Source organism: Loktanella sp. IMCC34160 (assembly GCF_004145845.1).
Classification (GTDB): domain Bacteria; phylum Pseudomonadota; class Alphaproteobacteria; order Rhodobacterales; family Rhodobacteraceae; genus SELP01.
This window is the reverse complement of record NZ_SELP01000001.1, coordinates 557318-584147: the sequence shown is the minus strand read 5'-3', so window position 1 is coordinate 584147 and position 26830 is coordinate 557318. Positions and strand designations below refer to the sequence as shown.

At 64.5% G+C, this 26830-nt stretch carries 26 protein-coding genes; 14 read left to right on the top strand and 12 right to left on the bottom strand.

From position 1 onward, the window contains the following. The first annotated feature begins 125 nt into the window (after positions 1 to 125). Together EU803_RS02840 and EU803_RS02835 are read left to right on the top strand one after the other, a co-directional pair. Positions 126 to 770, top strand: coding sequence for a pyrimidine 5'-nucleotidase (locus EU803_RS02840; protein ID WP_129679547.1), 645 nt, complete (start codon positions 126 to 128; stop codon positions 768 to 770). A gap of 42 nt (positions 771 to 812) precedes the next feature. Continuing rightward, complete coding sequence (locus tag EU803_RS02835; RefSeq protein WP_129679545.1) at positions 813 to 2015, top strand: UbiH/UbiF family hydroxylase; 1203 nt, start codon at positions 813 to 815, stop codon at positions 2013 to 2015. A gap of 107 nt (positions 2016 to 2122) precedes the next feature. Here EU803_RS02835 and EU803_RS02830 read toward each other — a convergent pair whose 3' ends face one another. Further along, positions 2123 to 3013, bottom strand: coding sequence for a 1-acyl-sn-glycerol-3-phosphate acyltransferase (locus EU803_RS02830; RefSeq protein WP_129679544.1), 891 nt, complete (start codon positions 3011 to 3013; stop codon positions 2123 to 2125). 142 nt (positions 3014 to 3155) lie between these two features. Here EU803_RS02830 and EU803_RS02825 point away from each other — a divergent pair, with 142 nt between their 5' ends. Further along, the gene (locus tag EU803_RS02825) at positions 3156 to 4085 is read left to right on the top strand and encodes a bile acid:sodium symporter (RefSeq protein WP_129679542.1); all 930 of its coding nucleotides are present in this window, start codon (positions 3156 to 3158) and stop codon (positions 4083 to 4085) included. Here the strand turns inward: EU803_RS02825 and EU803_RS02820 are convergent. Then, a complete protein-coding gene (locus EU803_RS02820) occupies positions 4082 to 5146 on the bottom strand; it encodes an ABC transporter ATP-binding protein (protein WP_129679540.1) in 1065 nt (354 codons plus the stop codon). The two genes, EU803_RS02825 and EU803_RS02820, sit on opposite strands and share 4 nt — an antisense overlap. Next, positions 5140 to 6183, bottom strand: a complete 1044-nt coding sequence (locus EU803_RS02815; protein WP_129679538.1) for a substrate-binding domain-containing protein — start codon at positions 6181 to 6183, stop codon at positions 5140 to 5142. The genes EU803_RS02820 and EU803_RS02815 overlap by 7 nt, the downstream gene beginning before the upstream one ends. Positions 6184 to 6341: 158 nt before the next feature. On the opposite strand from EU803_RS02815, the gene EU803_RS02810 reads away from it, so the two are divergent. From EU803_RS02810 to malG, 4 genes are all read left to right on the top strand, one after another. Next, the gene (locus EU803_RS02810; RefSeq protein WP_129679536.1) at positions 6342 to 7967 is read left to right on the top strand and encodes an alpha-glucosidase; all 1626 of its coding nucleotides are present in this window, start codon (positions 6342 to 6344) and stop codon (positions 7965 to 7967) included. Between the two features lie 52 nt (positions 7968 to 8019). Continuing rightward, positions 8020 to 9189 (top strand): maltose/maltodextrin ABC transporter substrate-binding protein MalE, encoded by a 1170-nt coding sequence (malE, locus tag EU803_RS02805; RefSeq protein ID WP_129679534.1) that lies wholly within the window; start codon positions 8020 to 8022, stop codon positions 9187 to 9189. A gap of 67 nt (positions 9190 to 9256) precedes the next feature. Then, positions 9257 to 10798: a maltose ABC transporter permease MalF gene (malF, locus tag EU803_RS02800; protein ID WP_129679532.1), complete on the top strand. Its 1542-nt coding sequence runs from the start codon at positions 9257 to 9259 to the stop codon at positions 10796 to 10798. Positions 10799 to 10801: 3 nt separating this feature from the next. After that, positions 10802 to 11692: a maltose ABC transporter permease MalG gene (gene malG / locus EU803_RS02795; protein ID WP_129679530.1), complete on the top strand. Its 891-nt coding sequence runs from the start codon at positions 10802 to 10804 to the stop codon at positions 11690 to 11692. Positions 11693 to 11697: 5 nt separating this feature from the next. On the opposite strand, the gene EU803_RS02790 is transcribed toward malG, so the two are convergent. Then, entirely contained in the window at positions 11698 to 11967 is a 270-nt protein-coding gene (locus EU803_RS02790) for a DksA/TraR family C4-type zinc finger protein (protein ID WP_129679528.1), read from the bottom strand. Beyond that, positions 11967 to 13088, bottom strand: coding sequence for an aminotransferase class V-fold PLP-dependent enzyme (locus tag EU803_RS02785; RefSeq protein ID WP_129679526.1), 1122 nt, complete (start codon positions 13086 to 13088; stop codon positions 11967 to 11969). The genes EU803_RS02790 and EU803_RS02785 overlap by 1 nt, the downstream gene beginning before the upstream one ends. A 183-nt stretch (positions 13089 to 13271) precedes the next feature. On the opposite strand from EU803_RS02785, the gene EU803_RS02780 reads away from it, so the two are divergent. Then, positions 13272 to 14417, top strand: coding sequence for a Hint domain-containing protein (locus EU803_RS02780; protein WP_165352759.1), 1146 nt, complete (start codon positions 13272 to 13274; stop codon positions 14415 to 14417). Here the strand turns inward: EU803_RS02780 and EU803_RS02775 are convergent. Next, positions 14414 to 14869, bottom strand: coding sequence for an Lrp/AsnC family transcriptional regulator (locus EU803_RS02775; protein ID WP_129679522.1), 456 nt, complete (start codon positions 14867 to 14869; stop codon positions 14414 to 14416). The genes EU803_RS02780 and EU803_RS02775 overlap by 4 nt on opposite strands. After that, complete coding sequence (locus tag EU803_RS02770; RefSeq protein ID WP_129679520.1) at positions 14866 to 15321, bottom strand: Lrp/AsnC family transcriptional regulator; 456 nt, start codon at positions 15319 to 15321, stop codon at positions 14866 to 14868. Before EU803_RS02770 ends, EU803_RS02775 begins: the two co-directional genes overlap by 4 nt. A gap of 136 nt (positions 15322 to 15457) precedes the next feature. Between EU803_RS02770 and ilvC the strand changes: the two genes are divergently transcribed. The 3 genes from ilvC (at position 15458) to EU803_RS02755 (ending at position 17940) form a co-directional block, all read left to right on the top strand. After that, on the top strand, positions 15458 to 16480 hold the full coding sequence (ilvC, locus tag EU803_RS02765) for a ketol-acid reductoisomerase (protein ID WP_129679518.1): 1023 nt from the start codon (positions 15458 to 15460) through the stop codon (positions 16478 to 16480). 157 nt (positions 16481 to 16637) lie between these two features. Further along, positions 16638 to 17537: a hypothetical protein gene (locus EU803_RS02760; protein ID WP_129679516.1), complete on the top strand. Its 900-nt coding sequence runs from the start codon at positions 16638 to 16640 to the stop codon at positions 17535 to 17537. Between the two features lie 13 nt (positions 17538 to 17550). Beyond that, entirely contained in the window at positions 17551 to 17940 is a 390-nt protein-coding gene (locus EU803_RS02755) for a hypothetical protein (protein ID WP_129679514.1), read from the top strand. A 24-nt stretch (positions 17941 to 17964) separates the two neighbouring features. Here the strand turns inward: EU803_RS02755 and EU803_RS02750 are convergent, their stop codons facing one another. Then, entirely contained in the window at positions 17965 to 18414 is a 450-nt protein-coding gene (locus EU803_RS02750; protein WP_129679512.1) for an SRPBCC domain-containing protein, read from the bottom strand. Beyond that, the gene (locus tag EU803_RS02745) at positions 18407 to 18721 is read right to left on the bottom strand and encodes a metalloregulator ArsR/SmtB family transcription factor (protein WP_129679510.1); all 315 of its coding nucleotides are present in this window, start codon (positions 18719 to 18721) and stop codon (positions 18407 to 18409) included. The genes EU803_RS02750 and EU803_RS02745 overlap by 8 nt, the downstream gene beginning before the upstream one ends. A 75-nt stretch (positions 18722 to 18796) precedes the next feature. Here EU803_RS02745 and EU803_RS02740 point away from each other — a divergent pair, with 75 nt between their 5' ends. Next, positions 18797 to 19699, top strand: coding sequence for a DMT family transporter (locus EU803_RS02740; RefSeq protein WP_129679508.1), 903 nt, complete (start codon positions 18797 to 18799; stop codon positions 19697 to 19699). On the opposite strand, the gene glmM is transcribed toward EU803_RS02740, so the two are convergent. Genes glmM through EU803_RS02725 form a run of 3 tightly spaced genes read right to left on the bottom strand, consistent with a single transcriptional unit; the run spans position 19696 to position 22972 of the window. Further along, positions 19696 to 21042 (bottom strand): phosphoglucosamine mutase, encoded by a 1347-nt coding sequence (gene glmM, locus EU803_RS02735; protein ID WP_129679506.1) that lies wholly within the window; start codon positions 21040 to 21042, stop codon positions 19696 to 19698. The genes EU803_RS02740 and glmM overlap by 4 nt on opposite strands. Before the next feature lie 5 nt (positions 21043 to 21047). Continuing rightward, on the bottom strand, positions 21048 to 22025 hold the full coding sequence (gene folP, locus EU803_RS02730) for a dihydropteroate synthase (protein WP_129680150.1): 978 nt from the start codon (positions 22023 to 22025) through the stop codon (positions 21048 to 21050). Between the two features lie 26 nt (positions 22026 to 22051). Then, complete coding sequence (locus tag EU803_RS02725; protein WP_129679504.1) at positions 22052 to 22972, bottom strand: dihydroneopterin aldolase; 921 nt, start codon at positions 22970 to 22972, stop codon at positions 22052 to 22054. 357 nt (positions 22973 to 23329) lie between these two features. Between EU803_RS02725 and EU803_RS02720 the strand changes: the two genes are divergently transcribed. Both EU803_RS02720 and EU803_RS02715 read left to right on the top strand, forming a co-directional pair. Beyond that, on the top strand, positions 23330 to 25888 hold the full coding sequence (locus EU803_RS02720) for a putative PEP-binding protein (protein ID WP_242494256.1): 2559 nt from the start codon (positions 23330 to 23332) through the stop codon (positions 25886 to 25888). A gap of 195 nt (positions 25889 to 26083) precedes the next feature. Then, positions 26084 to 26728, top strand: a complete 645-nt coding sequence (locus tag EU803_RS02715) for a cell wall hydrolase (RefSeq protein ID WP_242494277.1) — start codon at positions 26084 to 26086, stop codon at positions 26726 to 26728. Positions 26729 to 26830 lie beyond the last annotated feature (102 nt).

Genomic DNA, 26830 nt, shown 5'->3' with positions numbered 1-26830 from the left:
TTGCGGCGAAACGTCAGGGGGGTGGGTCAAGACCCACCTTACGGCCGAGAACGCGTCGCCTCCCGAACCCATCCTATGTCGTAAGGTGGGTTTCAACCCACCACGCCCGGCGCTATCACTGGCGCATGGTTGCCGCCTCCTTCTCTCATGTCCGTGTCTGGGTCTTTGACCTCGACAACACGCTGTATCACCCCTCCGCCCGCCTGTTCGACCAAATCTCGGCCAGGATGTCGGTCTGGATCCAGCGCGAACTGGGGGTGGACGAGGCCCATGCCGATCGCCTGCGCGCCGACTATTGGGCGCGCTACGGCACCACGCTGTCGGGGCTGATGAATGAACACGGGGTGGACCCGGTGCCGTTTCTGGAAGAGGTGCATGACATCGACTTTTCCGGCCTACCCGCCGATCCCGACCTTGCGGCCCGGATCACGGGCCTGCCGGGCCGCAAGGTCGTCTTTACCAACGGCGATCGGCCCTATGCGCAAAAGGTGCTGCGCGCCCGCGGGCTCGAAGGGATCTTCGATGCGGTCTATGGCATTGAACATGCCGCCTACCGCCCAAAGCCCGAACAGGCCGCGTTCGAGGCGGTCTTTGCCCTTGATGGCCTGTCCCCGGTCGAAGCCGCGATGTTCGAAGACGACATCCGCAACCTTGCCGTCCCCCATGCGCTGGGAATGCGCACCGTTCATGTCGGCCCCGATCCCCTGCCCGCGCCGCATATCCACCACCACACCGCCGACCTGTCGGCTTTTCTGTCGCAGCTGGTCTGACGGGCCTTTCAGCCGCCCCCGCGCGGGCGTAACCTGCGCCCCATGACACGCATCGACACCGATATCCTGATTTCCGGCGGCGGAGTTGCCGGGCTGACCGCCGCGGCGGCCTTTGGCACGGCCGGGTTCCGGGTGATCTGCGTCGACCCTACCCCGCCCGTCACGGCCGCCGATGCCGAGGGCGCGGACCTGCGCACCACCGCCTTTTTGCAGCCGTCGCGCGATTTTCTGGACCGCGCGGGCCTCTGGGACCGGCTGGCGCCCCATGCCATGCCGCTGGAAACCATGCGCATCGTCGATGCGGGCGGCGCAGAACCCACCCCCCGCGTCACCCGCGATTTCGTGGCCGAGGAAATCTCGGACCTGCCCTTTGGCTGGAACCTGCCCAATTGGCTGTTGCGCCGGGAAATGGCGGCGCGGCTGGCGGAATTGGACAACGTCGATTTTCGCCCCGGCACCGGGTTCAAATCCGTCCTGACCCGGACCGGAGAGGCGATTGCCACCCTGACCGACGGCACGCAGGTCCGCGCCCGGCTGCTGATCGGGGCGGATGGGCGCGCCTCGCCGGTGCGGCAGGCCGTGGGCATCGGGGTGAAGACCCTGCGCTATGGCCAAAAGGCCGTGGTCTTTGCCGTTACCCATGACGCGCCTCATGGCAATGTCTCGACCGAGGTGCACCGCACCGGCGGCCCTTTCACCCTTGTGCCCCTGCCGGACCATGGCGGGCGGCCCTGCTCTGCCGTCGTCTGGATGGACCACGGGGCCGAGGCGCTGCGCCTTGCAGCCCTGTCCGAGGCTGACTTCAACGCCGCCGCCACGGAACGGTCCGCCGGGGTCTATGGTCCGCTGACGCTTGCCTCGCCCCGGCAGGTTTGGCCGATCATCGGGCAGATCGCCGACCGGATGGTGGCCGAGCGGGTCGCACTGGTGGCCGAGGCCGCGCATGTGGTGCCGCCCATCGGGGCGCAGGGGCTGAATATGTCGCTGGCGGATATGATCTGCCTGCTGGACCTTGCCGCGGCCCGGCCCGAGGGTCTGGGCGACGCGCAGATGCTGGCCGCTTATGACCGGCGCAGGCATCCGGAGGTGGTCTTGCGGGTGCGCGGTGTCGATGCGCTGAACCGGGCCTCTATCGCCGGAAGCCCCCTGCTGCGCGACCTTCGGGCCAAGGGGATCGAGGCGCTTTACGGCGCTGCACCGATCCGCAAGACCCTGATGCAGATGGGGCTTGGGGCGCGGGGCTAGGTGTAACTTTGTCCCCGCCGGGACGCTTACGGCCCGGTACACGCCCGCCCACCCGGGCGGCCTCGTGCCTCTTGTTCGTCGACGGTTCAAACCGTAGTTCGGGCGGACTACACACGCCTGTCAGCAGGCACATAGAGCCCCGGAACCAGCCCCTCTGCCGCGGCCTTCAGCACCTCTGGCGCGGTCCCCGGCGGCAGGGGCGCGCCATAGTGCACATCATAGGTGCCCCCCAGCTTGGCGATCAGTTCGGACCCATAGCGCAGGGTCGCAACTCTGTGGCCGACCTCTTCGTTGCCACCGCTCAGCACCTTTGCCAGCGTCCGGGTCCGGTAGAAATGACGCGAATTGCGCATATCGGCCGAAGCCGGGACGATCAGCGCCCCCGCCTTGTCGGACACATGGGTCACCCCGGTGCGCCACGGGCGTTCGACCAAAAGGCCCCGTTTCTGCCCCGGCACCCGGCCCGAGCCAAACACCAGAAGCGCCCCGCCCGCCTGCAGATGCGCCAGCATCCCGGCGCGGGTCTGGCGCGCGGTCAGCACCTTGTCGCGCTTGTCGAAATCCACGGCAACGATGCGGTCGGGGCCCAGAAACCGCTCTGCCTCGCGGCCCGCGACGACCTTCAGGTCGGGGCGGCGATCCAGAAGGGCGGCGGCATGGGCGATGAAATCGAAAGTGCCGATGGGATGGGTCGACGCGATCACCACCGGGCCAACGGTTGGCACATGTGACAGCCCATGCGGCCGGACGGTCGTGCCGCCCTTCATCTCCAGCAGGGCGCGGATCAGCGCGTCGCCGGTGCGGCCATCCAGTTCGGTCAGGATTTCAGCGGTTTCGCGCAGGGCAAAGAACGGCTGCCCGGTCAGGCCCCGCGACAGACCATCCACCCCTTGCAAGAGACGGCGCAGCGCGGTGATCCGCCAATCGTTCGGGTCGGCCATCCGCAATCGGGCCTGAAGCAATTCGTTGATCGGATGTGCCTGCCCTTTGCCCGCCACGCCTGCCCCTTTGGTCTGTTGTCCTGCCTCCCGGGAACAAACCACCCCAGACAGGACGATACCCGGATTTCCTTGGACTTTGGGCAAAGCTGTATCACAGTCGGGCGAAACACAAGTCGCAGACGACCGAACAGGAGAGGCAATGACCCCCACCGATCTTGCCATTGACGATGTTGTCCTGAATTTCTCACCAACCAGCCTGACGATCCTGAACGCGGTGCTGGCCATCGTCATGTTCTCCATCGCGCTGGAGCTGAAGCCGGTCGATTTCAAACGGATTCTGCAAACGCCAAAGGCGCTGATCACCGGGCTCGTGTCGCAGTTCCTGTTGTTGCCCGCGCTGACGCTTTGCCTTGTCATGGCAACCGCGCCCCGGCCGTCGATCGCACTGGGCATGATCCTTGTCGCCGCCTGTCCGGGCGGGAATATCTCGAACTTCATCACCCATCGGGCAGGCGGGAACGCAGCGCTGTCGGTGTCGATGACCGCCTTTTCAACCGTCAGCGCCATCGTGATGACCCCGCTGAACATCGCCTTTTGGGGCAGTCTTTACGCTCCGACGCGGGCGATCCTGCGGGAAACCTCGATCGACCCGATGTCGGTGGCGATCACCGTGGGGCTGATGCTGGTGCTGCCGCTGTGTGTGGGCATGGCGGTCAACGTTCGGCGGCCCGACCTGTCGGCCCGGCTGCGGCGGCCCATGCAATATGTGTCGATGGGTATCTTCATCGCCTTCGTCGCCCTGTCGCTGGCCGCCAATTGGGCGCTGTTCCTGCAATATGCGGGCGTGGTCGCGGCGCTGGTTCTGGTGCACAATGGGCTGGCGCTGGCCACGGGCTATACCGCGGCGACCGTCGCGGGGTTGTCCGCTTTCGATAGGCGCGCGATCACCATCGAAACCGGCATTCAGAATTCCGGCCTTGGGCTGATCCTGATCTTCGGCTTCTTCGGGGGGCTGGGGGGCATGGCCGTTGTCGCCGCCTTCTGGGGGATGTGGCACATCCTGTCCGGCATCGGACTTGCGGCGGTTATGGCGCGCAGACCCGCCGCGCGCCCCGCCGCCCCGGCCTAGGCCGAAAGCGCTTCGCCGGTGGTGCTGTCGAAATAGCACAACCGCCCCGGATCAAGGTCCAGACCCACCCGATCGGCAACCTGGAAATGCCAGGGCAGTCGCGCGGTCAGCGTGGTCTGACCCAGCCGGAACGATAGATAGGTATCCGACCCGGTGTTTTCCGACATGGTCGGGGCCACGGTCAGGGCGGACCCGGCAGTGAACGTCTCGGGCCGGATGCCCAGCGTGACCCGGCCAGCCTTGCGCGCGGCTTCGGGCAGGGGCAGCCCGGCAATGCTATGGCTGTCATCCAGCCTGAGCGTGTCGCCCCCCACCACCTCGGCCGGAAGCAGGTTCATCGGCGGGGAGCCCATGAAATCCGCGACAAAGGTATTCGCCGGGCGGTGATAGATATCTTCGGGCGTGCCGATCTGCTGCACGATCCCGTCTTTCAGCACCACGATCTTGGTCGCCAACGTCATCGCCTCGATCTGGTCGTGGGTGACATAGACAATCGACGCGCCGGTGGTCTGGTGCAGGCGCTTGATCTCGGCCCGCATTTCGACCCGCAGCTTGGCGTCAAGGTTGGACAGGGGTTCGTCGAACAGGAACAGGGCCGGATCGCGGACAAGGGCACGGCCCATGGCCACCCGCTGCCGCTGACCGCCCGACAGCTGGCTGGGCCTGCGGTCCAGAAGGTGATCGATCTGAAGCAGCTTGGCCACCTCATCCACCTTCGCATCCATTTCCGCCTTTGCGATCTTGCGGATCTTCATGCCAAAGCCGATGTTTTCGCGCACCGACATAGTCGGGTAAAGCGCGTAGCTTTGGAATACCATCGCAATGTCGCGGTCACGCGGCGGCAGTTCGGTCACGTCGCGGCCATTGATGTGCAACTGCCCGCCGGTGGTTTCCTCCAGCCCGGCGATGCAGTTCAGCAGGGTGGATTTCCCGCAACCCGACGGGCCGACAAGGACAAGGAATTCTCCCTTGCCCATGCTGACGGAAATATCCTTCAGCACGTTGACCGGGCCATAGGATTTGAACAGGTGATCCACGGACAGGGCTGTGTCGGTTACCATGGGGTCTCTCCTTCGGTGGGAACGGGCCCGGTGGAATTCCGGGCGATCAGGTCGACAGGGGCAAGGGTTTGCAGGATATCGGCCGGGGCACCTTTCAGCAGCGCCTCCATCTTGGCCGCCAGCGGCTTGCAGGCGTCGCGCAGCGGCGACCGGGTGACGGTCAGCGCCGGTTCGAAATTGACGGCGCGCATCTGCGGCACCGCATCGTCATGTGCGATGACCGACAGGTCACCGGGAATGGACAGGCCGATGTCCTGCGCAGCGCGGTACAGACCCGCGGCAACCGGGGTCGAGACGCAGAAAATCGCGGTCGGGCGCGGCCCGAACCGCCCCGACAGCAGCGCAAGGCCCTTGGTATAACCGTGGTCCTCGTTCGCTGGTCCGTATTGCACCGCGAACTCCGGCACGGTCAGCCCGGCGCGGCCCATCGCGTCGCGATAGCCCGCTTCGCGGTCCTGGGCATAGCTGCGGCCCGCCTGACCGTTCAGCAGCGCAATCCGCCGGTGCCCAAGGTTCAAAAGCAGGTCGACCGAGTCCCGCGCCAGCCCCCGGTTGTCGATATCGTAATAGGCATAGTCATGCCCGGCCGCCCGGCCATGGACCACGAAAGGCACATCGCGCTCCTGCAGGAACCGGATCCTCGGGTCATCCTCCTCGGGCGCGTTCAGGATGAACCCGTCAAGGATGTTCTTGTCCAATAGCCGCTTATAAGGCTCCAGCAGGTCGTCCGACGACGACGCATGAAACACCAGATCCATGTCGCGCTGCGCCAATTGGTCGGACAGGCCGAACATGATTTCGTGCAACGTCGGATCCGCCTGCGACGAGCCATCGGGCTTGAGGACAAGCCCGATCATGCCCGACCGCCCCGACACCAGCTTCTTGGCAAGCGGGTTCGGGCGATATCCCATCCGCTCTGCGGCCTCTTCGACAGTCGCGCGGGTTCGGGCCCCCACTTCGGGGAACCCGTTCAAGGCACGGCTGACCGTCGCAGGCGACAGCCCCAGCTCTTTCGCGATGTCCTTTAGCGTTGTCATGGACAGTTCTATAAAACGTTTTGAAACTACATTTCACCTGTTTTCTTTGCACACATCAAATTTTTTCCACCACGCTGCAGCGCAGAATTTAAAACGTTTTGAATTTTGAACCTCCGCTGCTAAAAGCGGCAGGAATCAGTGAGGGAAGGAGTCCGAAAATGTCCGATTGGTGGCGCGGCGCGATTGTCTATCAAATCTACCCCCGGTCCTATCAGGACTCGGACGGGGACGGGCTCGGAGACCTGAAGGGAATCATCTCGCGGCTCGATCATGTCGCCTCTCTCGGGGTGGATGCGATCTGGCTCAGCCCCATCGCCACCTCGCCGATGAAGGACATGGGCTATGACGTGTCGAACTATACCGACATCGACCCGCTGTTCGGCACGCTCGATGATTTCGACGCGCTGGTGGACAAGGCGCATGGCCTTGGTCTGAAGGTGATCCTTGATCAGGTGCTGTCTCACACGTCGGACAAGCACCCCTGGTTCGGCGAAAGCCGCGCCAGCCGGACCAACGACCGGGCCGACTGGTACGTCTGGGCCGATCCGAAACCCGATGGCACCCCGCCCAACAACTGGCTGTCCGTCTTCGGTGGCCCCGCCTGGGAATGGGAACCCCGGCGCAAGCAGTACTACCTGCACAATTTCCTGAACGAACAGCCCGACCTGAACATGCACAACCCAGATGTGCAGGACGCGATCCTTGACGTGATGCGGTTCTGGCTGGACCGGGGCGTGGACGGCTTCCGGCTGGACACCGTCAACTACTACTTCCACGACGCCGCCCAGCGCGACAACCCCGCCAACCCGGACGCCGCCAAGAACCCACCGCGCGAAACCTATGGCTGGCAGCTATACACCCGGTCCAAGAACCAGCCCGAAAACATCGCCTTTCTGCAACGGATGCGAGCCCTGACCGACAGCTATGACGCCCGGATGATGGTGGGCGAGGTCGGGGACGGCGGCGAAACCGGCATGAAGATCATGGGCGAATACACCCGTGGAACCGACCGGCTGCACATGTGCTACAACTTCGAAATGCTGTCGCCCGGGTTTTCGGCCAAGCATTTCCGGGGCGCGATCGAGGCCTATAAGGCGGCGGCCCCCGATGGCTGGCCCTCGTGGAGCTTTTCCAACCATGACGTGCCCCGGCATGTGACCCGCTGGGCCGAACATTCCGTCGATCACGACGCGCTGGCCCGGCAGTCGGTTGCGCTGCTGATGGCCTTCGAAGGGACCATCGGCATCTATCAGGGCGAAGAACTGGGCCTGCCCGAGGCAGAGTTGGAATATTCCGAACTGACCGACCCACCCGGCCTGCGTTTCTGGCCCGAGGTGAAGGGCCGCGACGGTTGCCGGACGCCGATGGTCTGGGATGACGGCGCGCATGGCGGGTTTTCCACCGGCACGCCCTGGTTGCCGGTCAAACCGCCGCATCTGGCCCGCACGGTCGCCGCGCAAGAGGCCGCAAACGACAGCGTGCTGCACGCCTATCGCGACACCATCGCCTTCCGGAAATCCGCCCCTGCCCTGCACAGCGGCAAGACCGAATTTCTGGACCTGCCGGAACCCGTCCTCGCCTTCCGGCGGGTTGCGAAGGGGCAGGTCTTGACCTGCCTGTTCAACCTGTCGGCAACGCCCGTCACGCTGAAGATCACCGGCACGGCCGCCCCAGTGGGGCCGTCGCAGTATGTCACCATCGCCGGGGGGCAATTGTCCCTTGGTGCCAATGGCTTTGCCTATCTCGATGGGGCGGGGATCACCCTCGCCGCAACGAAAGGCTGAAGTGCAGACCGCGGGCAGCCGCCCGCACCTTATCAACTCTGGGAGAGAGACCATGAAGCCCGCAACCAAGACCTTTGCAGCCGCCGCGCTGCTGATGACCACGGCCCTTCCGGCCGCCGCATTCGAAGATGGCGTGATCACCATCTGGATGGGTGGCGACAAGGGCAACGAGAACCTCGCGCTTGCCGCCGAGGCGTTCACCGCCGACCTTGGCATCGAAGTGAAGGTCGAAGTCGTCGACCCGCTGACCGAGAAGTTCCAGCAAGCCGCAGCCACCGGTGACGGCCCCGATATCGTCCTGTGGGCGCATGACCGCTTCGGCGAATGGGCCGCTGGTGGCCTGATTTCCCCGGTCACCCCCTCGGCCGGCGTCGTTGACGGCATCCTGCCGACCGCATGGGACGCCGTGACCTCGGGCGGGAACGTCTGGGGCTACCCGGTGTCCGTCGAAGCCATCGGCCTTGTCTACAACACCGACCTGATCGACACGCCCCCGGCGTCCTTCGAAGAGATCGCCGCGCTGGACCTGCCCGAAGGCGTGGCCCCGATCCTGTGGGACTACAACAACACCTATTTCACCATGCCGATGCTGATGGCCAATGGCGGCTTTGCCTTCCAGAAGGTCGACGGCGTCTATGACGGCTCCACCACCGGCGTGAACAACGACGGCGCAATGATCGGCGGCAACGTGCTGCGGTCGCTGTTCGACAACGGCGTTCTGCCCGAGGGCGTGGACTATGGCGTCATGGACGGCGCAATGGCCAATGGCGAGGTCGCCATGGTGATCAACGGCCCGTGGTCGTGGTCCGGCTACGAAGGCGCTGGCCGCAACATCGCCGTGGCCCCGATCCCGACCGTCAACGGTCAGGTCTCCCCGGCGTTCCTTGGCGTCTATTCCGCCGCCGTCAACGCCGCTTCGCCGAACCAGGATCTGGCGGTTGAACTGCTGGAAAACTACATCCTGACCGACGAAGGCCTGGCCACCTGGAACGCGGGTGGCAACCTTGGCGCGCTGGCCGACATCTCTGCCGGTTCCGCACAGGCCGACCCCAAGGTCGCCGCGACGCTGGCCAACGCCGCCGTCGGCGTGCCGATGCCGTCCAACCCCGAAATGGGCGCCTTCTGGAGCGCGATGGGCCCGGCACTGGGCAACATCACCTCGGGTGCGGCCTCGGTCGAAGACGCGCTGAACGACGCCGCTGCCCGCATCCTCGGCGAATAAGCCGCGCGGCACGACCAAACGGGCGGGCCAGCGCGGCCCGCCCCCCTTCCCGAAGACGGATGGTTCCATGTCCCAGATTGATAGCGCACAGCCGGCTGCCCGGCCGTTTTCCGTAGCCACACTGGCCTATTTGGCCGCCGTGGGCCTGCTCACACTGGTCTTGCTCTATGCCGCATGGACGGTCTACCTGATCGGCCAACCGCTGTTCGGCGTGGTTCTGACGCTGGTTGCACTGGGCTTGTTCTTCATCTTCGGGTTCCGGCGCTATTACTTCGCGCGGTTCATCTTTCCCGGCATCGCCACGATGGCCCTCTTCGTGGTCTTCCCCATTCTCTACACGATCTACCTTGGGTTCACGAATTACGGGTCGTTCAACCTGCTGACGTTTGAGCGGGCGCAAGAGGTGATCCTGTCACGTAAGACGGTTGATCCCGCGACCGCACAACCCTTCGCCGTTGCCGCCGAAGGCGACGCATACCGCATCTATTTCGGCGATGACACGGGCGGCTTTCTGTCCGATCCGGTCGCGCTTGACGGCACCCCGGCAAGCGTCGCCGCATCGCCTGTGCCCGCCCCACCCGCCGACCTCTTGGAACGCCGGGCGGCGGTGCAACTGCGGACCGGGCTGGCCGAGGTCGAGGTGACCCTTCCCGATGGCACGCCGCTGCGCAATGCGGGTCTGCGCGAGTTTGCCAGCGTCACCCCGGAATACACCCTGCAACAGGACGGATCGCTGCTGCAGGTCGCAACCGGCGCCATCCTCACCCCGGACCATGACACGGGGTTCTACGTCACCGACGCGGGCGAAACCGTACCGCCGGGCTGGCGCACGAATATCGGTTTCGCGAACTTCGAACGGATCCTCACCTCGGACGGGATCCGGGCCCCGATGGCGCGCATCTTCATCTGGACGGTGGTTTTCGCCGTTGCCTCGGTCGTGCTGACCTTTGCGATCGGGCTGACGCTGGCGGTGATCCTGCAATGGGAACACATGCGGTTCAAAGCCGCCTACCGGATCCTTCTGATCCTGCCCTACGCGGTGCCGGGCTTTATCTCGATCCTCGTGTTCAAAGGGTTGTTCAACCAGAACTTCGGCGAGATCAACATGATCCTCGAAGCGCTGTTCGGCCTGCGGCCGGACTGGAACACCGACGGGACGCTGGCGCGGATCATGATCCTGACCGTGAATACCTGGCTGGGCTATCCCTATATGATGCTTCTGGCCATGGGGTTCCTGCAATCGGTCCCGGCAGAACAAAAAAGGGCCGCCTATCTGGAAGGGGCCGGTCCGGTGCGGGTATTCTTCACCATCACCCTGCCGCAGATCCTGCCGCCCTTCCTTCCGCTTCTGCTGGCCTCCTTCGCGTTCAACTTCAACAACCTTGTGCTGGTGCTTCTGCTGACGCGGGGCGGGCCGGATATTCCCGGCACGATCATCCCGGCGGGCGAAACCGATATCCTGGGGTCTTTCACCTATCGGATCGCCTTTATCGACAGCGGCACCCAATTCGGTCTGGCCGGGGCGATCACCTTGCTGATCTTCCTTCTGGTCTCGCTGATCGCCTACGCCAATTTCGTGGCCATGCGCCGCGCCACAGCAAAGGTCTGACCCATGATCGTCGAACACAAAGGCACGCTGCGCACCCGCAAGATCCTCGCCCATGGGTTCATGCTGTTCTTCCTCGCGCTGGTCATGTTCCCCTTCCTCGTGGTGATCTCCATCTCGTTCCGCGAAGGGAACTTCACCGTTGGTGAACTGATCCCGCGCAACCCGACGCTGGAACATTGGTATCTGGCCTTCGGGCTGGACTATACCCGCGCCGATGGGACGGTGATCGAACCGCCCTACCCCGTCCTGTTGTGGATGTGGAACTCGGTCAAGGTGGCGCTGATCGCGGCCTTCGGGGTTCTCGGGGTCTCGACCATCTCGGCCTATGCCTTCAGCCGGATTCGGTTCCGGGGGCGGGCCGCGCTTCTGGACAGCCTGTTCATCGTCCAGATGTTCCCGACCACGCTGGCGCTGATCGCCCTGTTCGCAATCTTCGACAGCATGGGCGACATTTCCCCGATCATCGGGATCGACAGCCATTGGTCGCTGGTGCTGGTCTACCTGTCCGGTGTGATGATGCATATCTGGACCATCAAGGGGTACTTCGACTCGATCGACCCGGCGCTGGACAAGGCGGCGGCAATCGACGGCGCAACGCCCTGGCAAAGTTTCCGCATGATCTTCCTGCCGCTGGCGGTGCCGATCATGGCGGTTGTCTTCGTTCTGGTCTTCATCGGGGTGATCAATGACTACCCTCTGGCCTCGATCCTGATCCGGTCCGAAGACAAGATGACGCTGGCCGTCGGATCGCGGCTGTACCTGAACGAATTCAAATACCTCTGGGGTGACTTCGCAGCGGCGGCGATCCTGTCCGGGGTGCCGATCACCGTGGTCTTCCTCATTGCCCAGAAATACCTCGTTTCCGGGCTAAGCGATGGCTCGGTGAAAGGCTGACCTCGCTACTTCAGCTGGCTGTCCTTCGATCCGCGGCGGTTGATCCCGCCGCGGATCTTTTTCTGTCCATCCCGCTCTTGCTGACACTCCACGCACAGCTTCACGCCGGGGATCGCCACACGGCGCTTCTCGGGGATCTCCTCGTCGCATTCCGCGCAATGGGTCAGGCTGTCGCCCACCGGCGCGGGCCGGGCCTGCATCCGCTTCAGTTCGTCCTCGATCGAGGCTTCGATCTGTTCGGATACCGCGCCATCCTTGGCCCAGCCGCCCGCCATCAGATCACCTGATCGACGATCGCCCGCAGCCGGGCAAGGGTGCCGTCCACATCATAAAGCTTGTCCAGCCCGAACAGGCCAAGGCGGAAGGTGCGGAAATCTTCCGGCTCGTCACAGGCCAGCGGCACGCCGGCGGCAATCTGCATCCCCAGCGCGACGAATTTCTTGCCGTTCTGGACGTCGGGATCGTCGGTATAGCTGACCACCACGCCCGGCGCGCCAAACCCTTCGGCGGCGACCGACCGGACGCCCTTGTCGGCCAGCATCGCGCGCACGCCATTGCCCAGCGCCCATTGCGCCGCGCGCAGCTTTTCAAACCCGTAGTCGCGGGTTTCCTGCATGGTGTCCCGGAAGGCGCGCAGACTGTCGGTGGGCATGGTCGCGTGATAGGCATGGCCGCCGTTTTCATAGGCCTCCATGATCGAATGCCATTTCTTCAGGTCGATGGCGAAGCTGTTCGACGTGGTCTCTGCCATCCGGGCCTTGGCCCGGTCCGACATCATCACCAGACCGGCAGACGGGGTCGCCGACCAGCCCTTTTGCGGGGCAGAGATCAGAACATCGACCCCGGTTGCCTTCATATCGACCCAGGCGCAGCCCGACGCGATGCAGTCCAGCACCATCAGCGCGCCCACCTCATGCGCGGCGGCGGCCAGCGCGGTCACGTAGTCATCGGGCAGGATGATCCCGGCGCTGGTTTCCACATGGGGGGCGAAAACCACATCCGGCTTGGCGTCGCGAATGGCCTGCGTGACCTCTTCAATCGGGGCCGGGGCAAAGGGCGCGCGGCTGTCGTTGCCGGTCTGGCGGGCCTTGAAGACGGTGGTTTCGCGGGTGAACTGGCCAGCGTCGAAAATCTGGCTCCAGCGGAAGGAAAACCACCCGTTGCGGACAATCATCGCGTGCGCCCCGTTGCCGAACTGGCGGGCGACGGCCTCCATCCCATAGGTGCCGCCACCGGGGACGATCGCCACGTGATCGGCCTTGTAGACCTCTTTCAGCATGGCGTTGATATCCAGCATCACCTGCTGAAATGCCTTGCTCATATGGTTCAGGGACCGGTCGGTGAACACGACCGAAAATTCCATCAGGCCATCGGGATCGACAGGGGTGCGGGTCATCGGGCTCTCCATTTCTTGGTTGCCAATTGCTAGGCGCAAACGCGGGGCAATTGCAAAGGCAAAGAGTTTCAGGGCTTTCCTGAAAGACCTGCCTTATTTATGCCATCTTTCCGCACCAAATTGGGCACAATGCCGGGAAAACCGGTTCTAATAATGTGCCGCACAGCGGTATTGAGGCAGAAAATGGCAAGGTTTACCGGGACTTCGGCGGTTGCTCCGTCGGAGGGGCAGTTTGTTCTTAACGGCTACAACATCCTCAACAACGCGTCGGTCAAGGGCAACCCGAACGGCGGCTACCTGAACGAAGGCCAGACCACGGTGTCGGGCGGCGAAATGGTGTTCGAACCCGACGACATCATCGTCATCACCGCCATCAACCTCAGCCCCACTGGCGCCATCACCGCCGACAGCGAGATCACCTCGATCGTGGTCTATGACAGCGTCGCTGACTACCTCTCCGGAACGGTCAAATACAGCTACACCAGCGACAGCAGCGGGTCGGTCGTCATCGACAACGCCACCGCCGACCTTGGCGATACCTACCTTGGGTTCAACGCCAATACGCTGACCTCGGACGACCCGACCGCGCCAGACCTTGGCCAGCTGTTCATCGCCGCGGGCGAAGACCTGACCGATGTCGCGGCGGGCCTCGAAACCCTGACGATCGACCAGTTTTCCGACATCGACTACAATGAAAGCGGCTTGATCGACGGTGGGACTGAAGAACCGGCAGACGGACAGTTTTCAGGTGAAAACAACCTGTTGGCCGTGATTTGCGTGGCACGCGGAACGCTGATCGACACAGCCGATGGGCCGCGATACGTAGAAACCCTGACCGAGGGCGATCTGGTTCTCACCCTTGACGCGGGCGCTCAGCCGATCCGCTGGATCGGGTCGCGCAAGGTGGACGCCAGCGGCATGAATGCCCCGATCCGGTTCCGTGCCGGCAGTATCGGCAACTACCGCGATCTGTACGTGTCGCCCAATCACCGGATGCTGGTGTTCGGCACGCAGGCCGAACTTCTGTATGGCACCGAAGAGGTGCTGGTCGCCGCGAAACATCTGGTCGACGATGCCCGCGTGACGCGCGCACCCCGGGCGGAAATCGAATACTTCCACTTCCTGTTCGACAGGCATCAGATCGTCTTTGCCGAAGGCGCCCCAACCGAAAGCCTGTTCCCCGCCCGCTACGCCTTGAACGCGGTCGAGGAAGAGGCCCGCGAGGAAATCATCCGCCTGTTCCCCGAACTGGAAGAGGTCGAGGCGGTGGGCGAGCTGTCGCGCCCGGAAATCACCGGACGCGAGGCGCGGGCGCTGTTCGTTGCCTAGATAGGTCCGGGGCGGCGTTCCTCGGACAAGAGCACATTCGCCTCGACATTGCCGACCCCCGGCAGGGTCATGATCCGGCGGCGCAGCACCCGTTCGAAATCCGCCAGATCGCGGGCCACGACCCGCAGGCGGTAATCATACAGCCCCAGAACATGTTCCACCGTCTGCACCTCGCGGATGGCACTGACCGCACGTTCGAAATCCTCCAGACTGACCCGACCCTTTGCCGCCAGCTTCACCCCCAGAAACACCGTCACCCCAAAGCCCAGCTTTTCCCGGTCCAGCACCAGCCGGCGGCCCGCGATCACCCCCGCCTCCTCAAGCCTGCGGATGCGCCGCCATGTGGCGGGCTGCGACAGGCCCAGACGGCGGCCCAGACGGCTGGCCGTCAGCTCCGCGTCATCCTGCAAGGCCCGCAGGATCGTCCGGTCAATCTCGTCAACCTCAATCACAGCGGCAATGCCTCCTCTGCCTTGACCGTGGCCACCAGCATCAGCGCCTCGATATCCGCGATATGCGGCAGGGTCAGAACCCGGTCGCGGTAGATTGCCTGCCAATGGGCAAGGTCGCGGGCCACGATATGCAGCCGCACATCGACGCGACCAAGAAAGGTCTGGATCTCGATCACCTCGGGCACGGCGCGGGCCCCGTCGATGAAGTCATCAAAGGCGCGCGGGTCGGTCTTGTCCAGCGTCACCCGAAGGGAGACCGCCACCTCAAACCCCAGCGCCCTCCAGTCGATCACCGCCTCCTGCCCCCGCAGGATGCCATCGGCGCGCAGCTTGTCGATCCGCCGGGTCAGGCGGCCCACGGTCAGCCCGCACCCCTCGGCCAGGTCCGGCAGGGATTGCGCGGGATCGTCCTGAAGCAGGCGCAGAATGCGGCGGTCGGTGTCATCAAGCATGAATTTTTCACTATTTTAAATTTCCGCGAATAACAACTTCACAATTCGCGAAAATACCACGCCGCCCCACCTCGCCATTCCAGCGCCGCCCTTCTAGGGTGCGCCCCAATCGAAACCCGCATGAAGGACGAAACCGATGCGCGTCTATTACGATCGCGATTGCGATGTGAACCTGATCAAGGACAAGAAAGTTGCCATTCTGGGCTACGGCTCGCAGGGCCATGCCCACGCGCTGAACCTGCGCGACTCGGGCGCCAAGAACCTCGTCGTCGCTCTGCGCGAAGGTTCCCCCTCTGCCGCCAAGGCCGAAGGCGAAGGCCTGCAGGTCATGGGGATTGCCGAAGCCGCCGCCTGGTGTGACGTGATCATGTTCACCATGCCCGACGAACTTCAGGCCGAGACCTACAAGAAATACGTGCACGACAATCTGCGCGAAGGCGCGGCGATTGCTTTCGCCCACGGTCTGAACGTGCATTTCGGCCTGATCGAGCCGAAGCCCGGCGTTGACGTGATCATGATGGCCCCCAAGGGCCCGGGCCACACCGTGCGCGGCGAATACACCAAAGGCGGCGGCGTGCCCTGCCTTGTGGCCGTTCATCAGGACGCCACCGGGAAGGCCATGGAAATCGGTCTGTCCTACTGCTCCGCAATCGGCGGCGGCCGCTCGGGCATCATCGAAACCAACTTCCGTCAGGAATGCGAAACCGACCTCTTCGGCGAACAGGCCGTTCTGTGTGGTGGTCTGGTCGAACTGATCCGCATGGGCTTTGAAACCCTGGTCGAGGCCGGCTACGAGCCCGAGATGGCCTATTTCGAGTGCCTGCACGAAGTGAAGCTGATCGTGGACCTGATCTACGAAGGCGGCATCGCCAACATGAACTACTCGATCTCGAACACCGCCGAATACGGCGAATACGTGTCCGGCCCGCGCATCCTGCCCTACGACGAAACCAAGGCCCGGATGAAGGCGGTTCTGACCGACATCCAGACCGGCAAGTTCGTGCGTGACTTCATGCAGGAGAACGCCGTGGGTCAGCCCTTCTTCAAGGCAACCCGCCGGATCAACGACGAACACCAGATCGAACAGGTCGGTGAAAAGCTGCGCGCCATGATGCCCTGGATTTCCAAGGGCAAGATGGTCGACAAGTCGAAGAACTAAGTCGGTCCAAAATCAACAGAACAGCCCGCCATCCGGCGGGCTGTTTTCGTTTTGGGGTCGGGAATACCGGGATTGACGCCCTGCGCGGCCAGATCCTAGCCTGAAGGCACTTTGATTGACGCATTTATTCTCAAAAAGCGCCCGAAAGGGGACTAAAATGATTACCCACACCCAAAGCGGAATTCAGTACGACCCGGAAATGTTTGACCCGGAGTTTTTCGATATGTTGGCCGCCCTTCCCGATCCCGATGACCTTGCAGGCCTCGACACGGCTGCGCCATTGTTGGCCGCCGCCCCGCGCGAGGCCCCGCTTTCGCCCGCAGAGACGGACGCGGTGCTGCGGCAGGCCTGGGATGACCTGCTTGCGTCCGACGAAGGCGCGGAAATCCGCGCGCTTTCGCCCAAAGATCAGGACAGGCTGAAGGCACAGTTCATGATCCCGCCAGAGCCGATTTCCGCACTCACCGCTCAGGGGCTGGACATTGGGCTTAGCCCGATGAGCCTGATCGAAACCGAAGAGGCGCTGACCCTCATGCAGGACGGAAAGGTGCTGATGACCGCGCCGTTCGGGGCAAATATGTCCAAGCGCAAGAAGGCCTGCCTTGACACGCTGATCGGAGCGGTCTGCAAATGCCTTGCGGATGCGATAACCATGGCCATGGCCGCCGTCGGCGCCTACCAGTCGCTGAACCAGAAAGCAGTCGCCCGCGCCGGGGCTAATATCTGCACCAAATGCGGCGGCAAGATAGCGAAGCAAGTTGGCGCAATCGGCGCAGCAGTCAAGAGAGGCAGCGATCTTGAACGCTTTGCCCGGATGCTCTCGCTTGGGCGAGCGGTGGTTGGAATTCCGAAACTGGCTAGCCTCGCGCTTCTCGACCTCAGCGGCTGGGAAAAGGCCTCGATCATTGCCACCGTCGTAGCCGGGCTTGCACTGGCCTTCGCCTCTTTCGGCAATACCTTCTGGCTGTCTATCCTTGCAATGGGGGCCGCCCTTGTGGCTTTTGTCGCCGACAGCGTGGCCGCCGGCAAAGCACATGCCGCCTTCAAGGCCGCCTAGTCAGGAAAGCAGGATGTCCGAATTCGACGACCTCGCCAAGACATTGGAAGAGCGCCGGCGGATCTTCTCCCCCGGCTGGTTCCAAGATCTGCTGGCCGGACGGCTTGGGCTGGGCGATACGTTCTGGATCGGCAATTATGGTGTCGGGCTGATCTTCGTTCCGGCCGCCGTTCTGCTGCCGATGCTGCCTCAGCTGGCACTTGGGCCAAGGGCGTTAACGCTATCGTCGGGTTTCCTGACCGCTGGGCTGACGCTTTATCTTGCGGCCTTGACCCGCGCCGTGTTCATTCGGGCGCGGGCCACTCCGCAGGTCGGCGGCTGGCGATGGGTCGGTGTGGCTTTCACCCTGTGCCATTGCGCCCTCGCTGGGCTTGTGGCGATGATCTACCTGCTGGGCGCATAGAGTGCGTCACCCCACCTGCCCCGGTCAAATCGCGTTGACGAACCGTTCGCCCAGCACGAAATCCCAGCCCTTGTCGTAATTGTCCCGGCGCGGGCCCGCCTGATCGGCCCAGACCTCCCACCCTGTGTGGGTCAGGGTCGCGGCGCAGCGCCCGTCGTCGGTGGCGGCAAAACTGACCTCGACCCGGGTCGGGTTATCCCCATTGTTGCCGGGGTGCCACGTCATCGCCAGCCGCGTCCCGGGATCGTAGATCAGCACCTCTCCCCAGTCGGCACGACCACCGTCATGCATCGTCTCGTAGACCGCGCCGCCCACGCGCGGCTCGATCGTGACCGCCAGCGCCGCCTTCCCGGCCGCCGCCGATACCGCATGCCCATCTAGCGGCCACCAGTCCGCAATCCGGTTTGCAAAGACATCGAATGCGCGGGCGGGATCGCAGTTCACGATCACCGTCTTGATAATGGGGTCAGTCATCTTTGGGCTCCAGAGTATTGATTTCGCTTGCAAACCTGTCCATCACGTCGGTCCAGAATCCGTCCAGCCAGCGGCGCAGTTCCGCCAATCCCTTTGGATCGACGCTATAGATCCGGCGGGTTCCGTCCTGCCGTGCCACGACCAGACCGGCATCCGACAACACCTTCAGATGTTGCGACACGGCCGGTCGGCTGACCGGCAGGCTCTTGGCGATTTGACCGACCGGGCCGGGGGCGCGGGCCAGCGTTTCGAACACCTGCCTGCGGGTCGGATCGGCGAGCGCCGCGAGTGATTCTTGGTAAGACATTACTTACGGTAAGCCGATGCTTACAATATTGCAATCCCCTGATGACAAGCCCCTTGCGGCGCGATATGGCGCGGCATGACACAGGCACCGACCTCCGCGAACTGGCTTTCCGTGATCTCCCTCGGGCTGATCTGGGGTGGGACATTCATGGTCGTGTCCATCGCACTCGAAGGCTATGGCCCTCTGACCGTCGCCTGCGCCCGCACCACGCTGGGCGCGCTGGCCCTTCTGTCCCTGATGGCGGCGATGGGGCGACCCCTGCCAAGCCGGGCGGCGATGATCTACCTCATTCCCATCGGTGCATTTAACACCGCCCTGCCCTTTTCCCTGCTCAGCTGGGGCCAGCAATATGTGCCCTCGGCCTTTGCCGGGATTTCGATGGCAGCGTTGCCGCTGATCGTTCTGCCGCTGGCCCATGTGTTCAGCGACGAAAAACTCAGCGGGCAAAAGGCGTTGGGGGTGGTGATCGGCTTTGCCGGGGCGCTGGTGCTGATCGGACCGGGGCTGATGGCGCTGGGACAGGGGGCGGAACCGCTGGCGCAACTGGCCTGCATCGGGGCCTCCGTCTCTTATGCCGTGTCCTCGGTCATGACCCGGCGCTGCCCGCCGGTGGACCCGATCACGCTGGCGGCCTTCACGTTGGTCGTGGGCGCGGCGATCCTGATCCCGGCGATGCTGCTGGTCGAAGGCGTCCCCAGCTGGACTGGCGCGCGGTCGGGCTGGGCGATCCTGTTCCTTGGATTTGTGCCGACGGCACTGGCCGCGCTGTTGCGGGTGCTGGTGATCCGCAGCGCCGGGGCGGTCTTCATGACGCTGGTCAATTATCAGGTGCCACTGTGGTCGGTCGTCTTCGGCTGGCTGGTGCTGTCCGAAGACCTGCCGTGGCGGTTCTTCGTGGCGCTTGGGCTGATCCTGTTTGGGCTGGCGGTCAGCCAGTGGCGCGGCCGACCGACGCGGATATTCGGACCCCGGGCCTAGCCCGCCGCGGCCTGCACCTCGGCCACGATCCCCTCGACCACCTGAGTTAGTAGCCCGTCATCCTCGCATTCGGCCATCACCCGGATCAGCGGCTCTGTCCCCGACCGGCGGATCAGCAACCGGCCCTTGCCGGACAAAAGCCCCTCGGACTCGGCTATCACTTTTCGAACCTTCTGGTCCGAAAGCGGGTCTTTTCCATCCGAATACCTGACATTTTTCAACATCTGCGGGACAGTCTCGAAGACATGGCACAACTCGGAGGCGCGCTTGCCCGTCTCGACCATCGCGGCAAGGAATTGAAGGCCCGCCAAAAGTCCGTCGCCAGTGGTGGCATAGTCGGTCATCACGATATGGCCCGACTGCTCCCCGCCAAGGTTGAAGCCCCCCGCGCGCATCGCCTCGACCACGTGGCGGTCGCCGACCTTGGTACGTTGCAGATGCAGGCCCCGCCCTTCAAGGTAACGTTCCAGCCCAAGGTTCGACATCACAGTCGCCACCAGCGTGCCGTGGGCCAGCCGCCCGGCATCGGCCCAGCGGCCCGCCATCAGAGCCATGATCTGGTCGCCATCGGCGACGCGCCCGTTTTCATCAAGGATCATCACCCGGTCGGCGTCACCATCCAGACAGATGCCCACGTCCGCGCCATGGGTGACAATCGCCTCGGCCGCCGTGCGCGGGCTGGTCGATCCGCAGTTGTCATTGATGTTGGTGCCATTGGGCGACACACCCACGGGCACCACATCAGCCCCAAGTTCCCACAGGACTTCGGGGGCGATCCTGTAGGCCGCGCCGTTGGCGCAATCGACCACAACCTTCAGCCCGTCCAGCCGCATCCCCGCCGGGAAGGTGCCCTTGATCCGCTCGCCATAGCGGAACCGGCCATCGTCGATCCGTTTGGCCCGGCCGATGTTATTGGCCTGCGCGGGTTCGGTCCCCTCCTCGGTCAGCCGTTCGATCTCGGCCTCGGCCTCATCCGACAGCTTGAACCCGTCGGGGCCAAAGAACTTGATCCCGTTGTCGTGGTGCGGGTTGTGGCTGGCCGACACCATGATCCCCATATCCGCCCGCAGCGAGGTGGTCAGAAGCCCCACCGCCGGGGTCGGCACCGGCCCCAGCAGAAACACGTTCATCCCGGTCGAGGTCAGCCCCGCCGTCAGCGCGTTTTCAAACATGTAGCCCGAAAGGCGGGTGTCCTTGCCAATCACCACCCGGTGTTCGTTCGACCCGTCATTGCGGAAATAGCGGCCCGCAGCGGCCCCGATCCGCAGCGCCATTTCGGCGGTCATCGGGTATGTGTTCGCGGTGCCGCGCACCCCGTCGGTTCCGAACAGCTTGCGTGTCATGTCGTCTACGCCCCACTCAATGCCATGTGCAGGCTCAGCGCCTGTCTTGTTTCCCCGGTATCATGGACGCGCAGGATCTGCACGCCATGGGCCACCCCGGCCAGCGCCACGGCAAGCGATCCGGGCATCCGGTCGCGCGCGTCGTCCACGCCCGCGATGGTGCCGATGAACCGCTTGCGGCTGGCGCCCAGAAGTATCGGGCAGCCAAGCGCATGATAGAGGGAAAGATGGCGCAGAAGCGTCACGTTATGTTGCAAAGTCTTGCCAAAGCCGATGCCGGGGTCGGTGACGATCCGGGCGCGGTCGATCCCAGCCGCCTCGGCCGCCGCGATCCGGTCTTCAAGAAAATCGTAGACGTCCAGCACGACATCGTCATAGCGCGGGTCTTGCTGCATGGTCTGCGGATCGCCCTGCGCATGCATCAGGCAAACCGGCAGCCCGCTGTCTGCGGTGATCCCCGCCAGCGCCGGATCAAAGGTAAAGGCAGCGACATCATTGACCATGCTGGCCCCGGCGCCGATGGCGGCGCGGGCGACCATGGATTTGCGGGTGTCGATGGAAATCGGGATATCGCTGCCCGCCCGGATCGACCCGATCACCGGGGCGGTGCGGCTGATCTCTTCCTCTACCCCGATCTCGCGGGCGCCGGGCCGGGTGCTTTCGCCGCCCACGTCGATGATGTCGGCACCTGCCGCCTGCATCGCGCGGGCCTGCGCCAGCGCCGCCTCGGGCGCGTTGAACAGCCCCCCGTCCGAGAAACTGTCCGGGGTGACATTCAGGATGCCCATGATCCGGGGGCGGTCCATGGACAGGGTTCCGACACTGGCACGTGGGGCGGTCAGCCGGGCCTTCACCATGTCAGGCAGATCGGCGGCGGCGATCAGCTCGGGCGCGCGGTCCCGGCGCAGCACTTCCACCCGGTCGAACCAGCACCAGCCGCCGGCAAGGGTCAGCGCGCCCTCGGGGCGATGCGGGTCGGTCATCGGGATCGGGCGAAAATACTCCTTGGTCACAGCAGCGTCTCCGCATCAAGGGGCAGCGCCCGCACCGGCATGTCGCTGTCCGGGGCCTCGGCCCCGATCACCAGCAGTTCCGCCGCCTCCACCTGCCCGGCGAACCAGCCCATCAGGGCCAGCGCATCGCGCGGGCTGGCCGATGGGCCGTCGACCGCATCCAGCACGATCTTGGATGGGGCCCAGACGCAGATCTGGCCGTTTTTCATCGCCCAGTCCAGTTCGGTTCGGGTGGCCACCACCATGCAGCGGCGGTCGCGCCCGGCCAGCATCCAGGCATTCTGTTCCAGCGCCAGAAGGTCGATCCGGCGCTGTGGCAGGGCGGCGGCGGCCTGCGGCGCGGGCAGGTCGGGGGCGCCCACGCAAAAGATCAGCGGCGCACTGTCGGCCGACAATTCGTCGATCCAGGCACCAATGCGGTCCGACCCGATGGCCGCGTTCGACAGGTAGACAAGGCGCGGATGCGGCACCTGCACGTGGTCCTGTCCCGCGCGGGCCTCTTCGCCCTGCGCCCGGACGATCTCGACCCCCAGCGAAAACGGCCCCCGGTCCAATTTCTCGATCCGGACAAAGACACGCTGCGCAAGTGGCTCCAGTAGGATCCGTTCGGCAACGCGGGCGGCAAGGGTTTCCAGCAGGTTAATCCGCTCCACGCCCAGTTCATGGGCGATGGCCTCGGTCAGCACATCATAGGACAGGATGCGGTCCACATCGTCCTCGGCGGCAGCCTGTTGCGGCGCGACCTCGACCACGATGTTGAAACGGACGCGCTGAAGATGGCCGCGCTCCTGCTCGAAGGCGCCGATTTCCACCTCGACCACGTAGTCACGCAGCGAAATGCGGTCGCAAGGCTGGGTGGCGCTTGCCTCTGCCCGCTCGGCGGGATGGGCAAAGGCCATGCGGATATCGTCAGTCATCGGGTCCGGGTCCGTCGTTGTTCTTGTCCGGGCATACTATCCGGGGACGGACGGAACAAGCGCCCCAAGGCGGCAGGCAGCGGCGGAAAACCGGCGCAGGTCGGGGGATGGTGGGTTGAAACCCACCTTACCCGGGGGCGCTTCGCCCCCCGGACCCCCAGAGGATATTTAGAACCCAAAGAAGAATGGACTCTCATTTTACCCCGAATAGTCCGGCGGAAATCGCCGGGTGGCGCCAGATGAGCAGTGCCCCACTAGCGTAAGGTGGGTTTCAACCCACCATCCCCCTTCCCTGCAATTCTTTTCTTGCCGCGAATCGCTTGCGGGCTATGGTGCGCCTAGCCGGAGGATGCCGCATTGCAGCAAGACACCATTTACCCGCCCGTTACCCTGATCACCGTGGATGCGCCGATGTCGCCTTCGGTGCACGGGGGGCGCGCGAAATGCCTGCAGCGGCTGATCCGGCTGGAGATGCCGGTGCCCACCACCGTCGCCCTGTCCTTCGACGCGGTGCGCGGGATCGCGCAGGGCCAGATGCCCGACCTGAAACAGGTGCTTGCCCCCTTCGGGCCAGACCCGCTTTTGTCCGTCCGCCCGTCAAGCGAAGACCCCGATTGGGGCGGGCCCGGCGCAATCCTGAACATCGGCATGACCGATGCCCGCCATGCCGAAATGTGCGCCCGCATGGGCGAGGCAGAGGCGACCGCCATCTACCTGCGGTTCATCCAGTCCTACGCAGTCCACGTGGCGCGTCTGGACCCCGAGGTGTTCGACATCCCCGAACATCCCACCGGCGCCAATCTGCGCGTGGCGCTGGATGCCTATGAATACGAGATGGACGAGGCCTTCCCGCAGGACCCGGCCTGCCAACTGGCCGAGGTGCTACGCTCGATGGCGCGGGCCTGGGACGGGACGTCCGCCCGGCTGTTGCGGCAGGCCAAGGGCGCCCCCGCCAACGCCGGGCTTGGCCTTGTCGTGCAGGCCATGGCGCTGGGGGTGGGTCCGGGCGAATGCGGCTCTGGCGTGATCCAGTTCATCGACGAGGCGACAGGCGGCCAACGGATCAAGGGCCGGTATCTTGCCCAAAGTCAGGGGCGCGAGGCCTTGGGCGCCGGGACCGGGGCCATGTTCCTGACCCGCGACCCGCGCGGCCCGTCGGTCGAGGAAACCCAGCCCGAGGTCTTCGAGGCCCTGACCCGCTTTGGCGAGATCTGCCGCACCCGCCTTCGGGAGGAAATGCAGATCGAATTCACCATCGAGGACGGCAAGATCGCGATCCTTGATGCCGTCCGCGTGCCCCGGTCGTCCCGGGCGGCGGTCCGGGTGGCCGTGGCCCTTGCTGATGACGGGATCATCGCCCGCGAAGAGGCGGTGATGCGGGTCGACCCCGCGGCCCTGTCCGAAATGCTGCACCGGCAGGTGGACCCCACTGCCCCGCGCGACCGGATCACCAGCGGTATCGCCGCCAGCCCCGGCGCGGCCTCGGGCCGGATCGTCTTTACCGCCAATGACGCGCAGGCCAGCGCGGCCCGGTCCGAACCCTGTGTTCTGGTCCGCTGGGAAACCTCGCCCGAGGATATCCGCGGGATGCATGCCGCACAGGCGGTCCTGACCATGCGCGGCGGCATCACCAGCCACGCGGCGGTGATCGGCCGGGGCCTTGGCCTGCCCTGCGTGGTGGGGGCCTCGGACCTGACCATCGACCGCAAGAAGAAACGCCTGATCGCCCCCGACGGCCGCAGCTTTGCCGAAGGCGACGTGATCACCGTCGACGGCACCAGCGGCGATATCCTGGCCGGCGAGGCGCCGATGATCGAGGCGGCACTGGATGAAGAGTTCCGCGCCCTTCTGGCCTGGGCGGACGAGTTCCGCGATATCGGGGTCCGCGCCAACGCCGACACCCCGGCCGACGCCCAGACCGCCCGCAACTTCAAGGCGCAGGGGATCGGCCTGTGCCGGACCGAGCACATGTTCTTTGAAGGCGACCGACTGGTCGTCATGCGCGAGATGATCTTTGCCGACAGCCAGACCGAGCGGCGCGCGGTACTGGACCGGCTGCTGCCGATGCAGCGGGCCGATTTCGCCGCCCTGTTCGAGATCATGCAGGGCAAGCCGGTCTGCATCCGCCTGTTCGATCCGCCGCTGCACGAATTCCTGCCCGTCGACAAGGCAGGGATGCGCGATCTGGCCGAACAACTGGGCCTTGCGCTGGCCGATGTGAACGCGCGGGTCGAGGCGCTTTCGGAATATAACCCCATGCTGGGGATGCGGGGGGTCCGGCTGGGCCTGACCTATCCCGAGATCTACGACATGCAGGCCCGCGCGATCTTTGAGGCCACGGTGGAGGCCAGCGCCAGTGGCGCCCCTGTCGTCCCGGAAATCATGATCCCGCTGGTCAGCGCCATGCGCGAGGTCGAGATCGTCAAGACTCGGATCGATGCGGTTGCGGCGGCGGTCAAGGCCGAAACCGGGGCCGAGTTCGACTACCGGCTGGGGGTGATGGTGGAAACGCCGCGCGCCTGCCTGCGGGCCGCCGATATCGCCGAACACGCGGCGTTTCTGTCCTTCGGGACGAACGACCTGACCCAGATGACCTACGGGCTGTCGCGCGACGACGCGGGGCGCTTCATGTCGGCCTATGTCAAGGCGCATGTCTACGAGGAAGACCCGTTCCACACCCTTGATATCGACGGGGTCGGAGAGCTTTTGTCGATGGCCGCCGAACGGGGCCGGGCCGGCCGTCCGGAGGTGATCCTGTCGGTCTGCGGCGAACATGGCGGCAGCCGGTCGGCCATCGACTTCTGCCGAAAACAGGGATTCGACTATGTCTCCTGCTCGCCCTTCCGGGTGCCCCTTGCGCGGCTTTCCGCCGCACAACTGGCAATTGCAGATCGGTTGGAACTCAACATTTCGTAGGTTTTTCAAGGATCTCCGCAGCATATTGAATGTCCCGGATGACACATGCCGGGAATGTCTTGGGTGCAGACCTAAAAGGGTAGACGGATAGGACCCGGTCGTTTACGGAACCTCTGCCTGCGCGGGGGCTGTCCGCGTGGAACCTGGGATGGGCGGATGACCCTTCAACGCGGACTTCGGACACTCCGCACGGCGATGATTGCCGTGCTTGGAACTGGGCTTCTTGCGGCGCCTGTGGCGGCGGAAGAGCTTCTGGCGACCCGGCTGGGCGAGCTTCTTGGACAGGAGCGGCAATCCATCGGGATCGTGCCCTCGGCACGATTGTCCGCACTGACCGCACCGCCCCGCGCCGATGCCGCCGACACTGTCGTCGCACCCAGCGGCTTTGCCTATGACGAGGGCTATCTTGCCTCGGTCCCGGCGGCGAGCGGCGGCGACCAGTGGCAATGCCTTGCAGAGGCCCTGTATTTCGAAGCCCGCGGCGAAAGCGTCCGCGGCATGTTCGCCGTGGGCGAAGTGATCCTGAACCGGGTCGAAAGCTCCAGCTTCCCCGGATCGGTCTGTGGCGTCGTGCATCAGGGAACCGGGCGGCGCTACGCCTGCCAGTTCACCTATACCTGCGACGGAAATGCCGAAACGATCCATGAACCCGCCGCATGGGTGCGGGTGGGCAAAGTGGCCCGGTTGCTTCTGGACGGGGCGCCGCGCGACCTGACCAGCGGGGCAACGCATTATCACACACGCGCGGTCAGCCCGCGTTGGGCGCGCAGTTTCCCCCAGACCGCCGCGATCGGGTCGCACCTGTTCTACCGGCAACCGACGCGCACTGCGTCGAACTAGGGATGGTGGGTTAAGTCCGACCTTACGTTTCAGGGGCTCTGCCCCTCTGGCCCGTTCCGGGCCATTCACCCCGGGATATTTGCAACCCAAAGAAGGGGACTG

Excerpts from the sequence above, each read along its gene's own strand:
- EU803_RS02840 (WP_129679547.1), top strand. The coding sequence starts at position 126 with ATGGTTGCCGCCTCCTTCTCTCATGTCCGTGTCTGGGTCTTTGACCTC.
- EU803_RS02835 (WP_129679545.1), top strand. The coding sequence starts at position 813 with ATGACACGCATCGACACCGATATCCTGATTTCCGGCGGCGGAGTTGCC.
- EU803_RS02825 (WP_129679542.1), top strand. The coding sequence starts at position 3,156 with ATGACCCCCACCGATCTTGCCATTGACGATGTTGTCCTGAATTTCTCA.
- EU803_RS02820 (WP_129679540.1), bottom strand. The coding sequence starts at position 5,146 with ATGGTAACCGACACAGCCCTGTCCGTGGATCACCTGTTCAAATCCTAT.
- EU803_RS02815 (WP_129679538.1), bottom strand. The coding sequence starts at position 6,183 with ATGACAACGCTAAAGGACATCGCGAAAGAGCTGGGGCTGTCGCCTGCG.
- EU803_RS02810 (WP_129679536.1), top strand. The coding sequence starts at position 6,342 with ATGTCCGATTGGTGGCGCGGCGCGATTGTCTATCAAATCTACCCCCGG.
- malE (WP_129679534.1), top strand. The coding sequence starts at position 8,020 with ATGAAGCCCGCAACCAAGACCTTTGCAGCCGCCGCGCTGCTGATGACC.
- malF (WP_129679532.1), top strand. The coding sequence starts at position 9,257 with ATGTCCCAGATTGATAGCGCACAGCCGGCTGCCCGGCCGTTTTCCGTA.
- malG (WP_129679530.1), top strand. The coding sequence starts at position 10,802 with ATGATCGTCGAACACAAAGGCACGCTGCGCACCCGCAAGATCCTCGCC.
- EU803_RS02790 (WP_129679528.1), bottom strand. The coding sequence starts at position 11,967 with ATGGCGGGCGGCTGGGCCAAGGATGGCGCGGTATCCGAACAGATCGAA.
- EU803_RS02785 (WP_129679526.1), bottom strand. The coding sequence starts at position 13,088 with ATGACCCGCACCCCTGTCGATCCCGATGGCCTGATGGAATTTTCGGTC.
- EU803_RS02780 (WP_165352759.1), top strand. The coding sequence starts at position 13,272 with ATGGCAAGGTTTACCGGGACTTCGGCGGTTGCTCCGTCGGAGGGGCAG.
- EU803_RS02770 (WP_129679520.1), bottom strand. The coding sequence starts at position 15,321 with ATGCTTGATGACACCGACCGCCGCATTCTGCGCCTGCTTCAGGACGAT.
- ilvC (WP_129679518.1), top strand. The coding sequence starts at position 15,458 with ATGCGCGTCTATTACGATCGCGATTGCGATGTGAACCTGATCAAGGAC.
- EU803_RS02760 (WP_129679516.1), top strand. The coding sequence starts at position 16,638 with ATGATTACCCACACCCAAAGCGGAATTCAGTACGACCCGGAAATGTTT.
- EU803_RS02755 (WP_129679514.1), top strand. The coding sequence starts at position 17,551 with ATGTCCGAATTCGACGACCTCGCCAAGACATTGGAAGAGCGCCGGCGG.
- EU803_RS02750 (WP_129679512.1), bottom strand. The coding sequence starts at position 18,414 with ATGACTGACCCCATTATCAAGACGGTGATCGTGAACTGCGATCCCGCC.
- EU803_RS02745 (WP_129679510.1), bottom strand. The coding sequence starts at position 18,721 with ATGTCTTACCAAGAATCACTCGCGGCGCTCGCCGATCCGACCCGCAGG.
- EU803_RS02740 (WP_129679508.1), top strand. The coding sequence starts at position 18,797 with ATGACACAGGCACCGACCTCCGCGAACTGGCTTTCCGTGATCTCCCTC.
- glmM (WP_129679506.1), bottom strand. The coding sequence starts at position 21,042 with ATGACACGCAAGCTGTTCGGAACCGACGGGGTGCGCGGCACCGCGAAC.
- folP (WP_129680150.1), bottom strand. The coding sequence starts at position 22,025 with ATGACCGACCCGCATCGCCCCGAGGGCGCGCTGACCCTTGCCGGCGGC.
- EU803_RS02725 (WP_129679504.1), bottom strand. The coding sequence starts at position 22,972 with ATGACTGACGATATCCGCATGGCCTTTGCCCATCCCGCCGAGCGGGCA.
- EU803_RS02715 (WP_242494277.1), top strand. The coding sequence starts at position 26,084 with ATGATTGCCGTGCTTGGAACTGGGCTTCTTGCGGCGCCTGTGGCGGCG.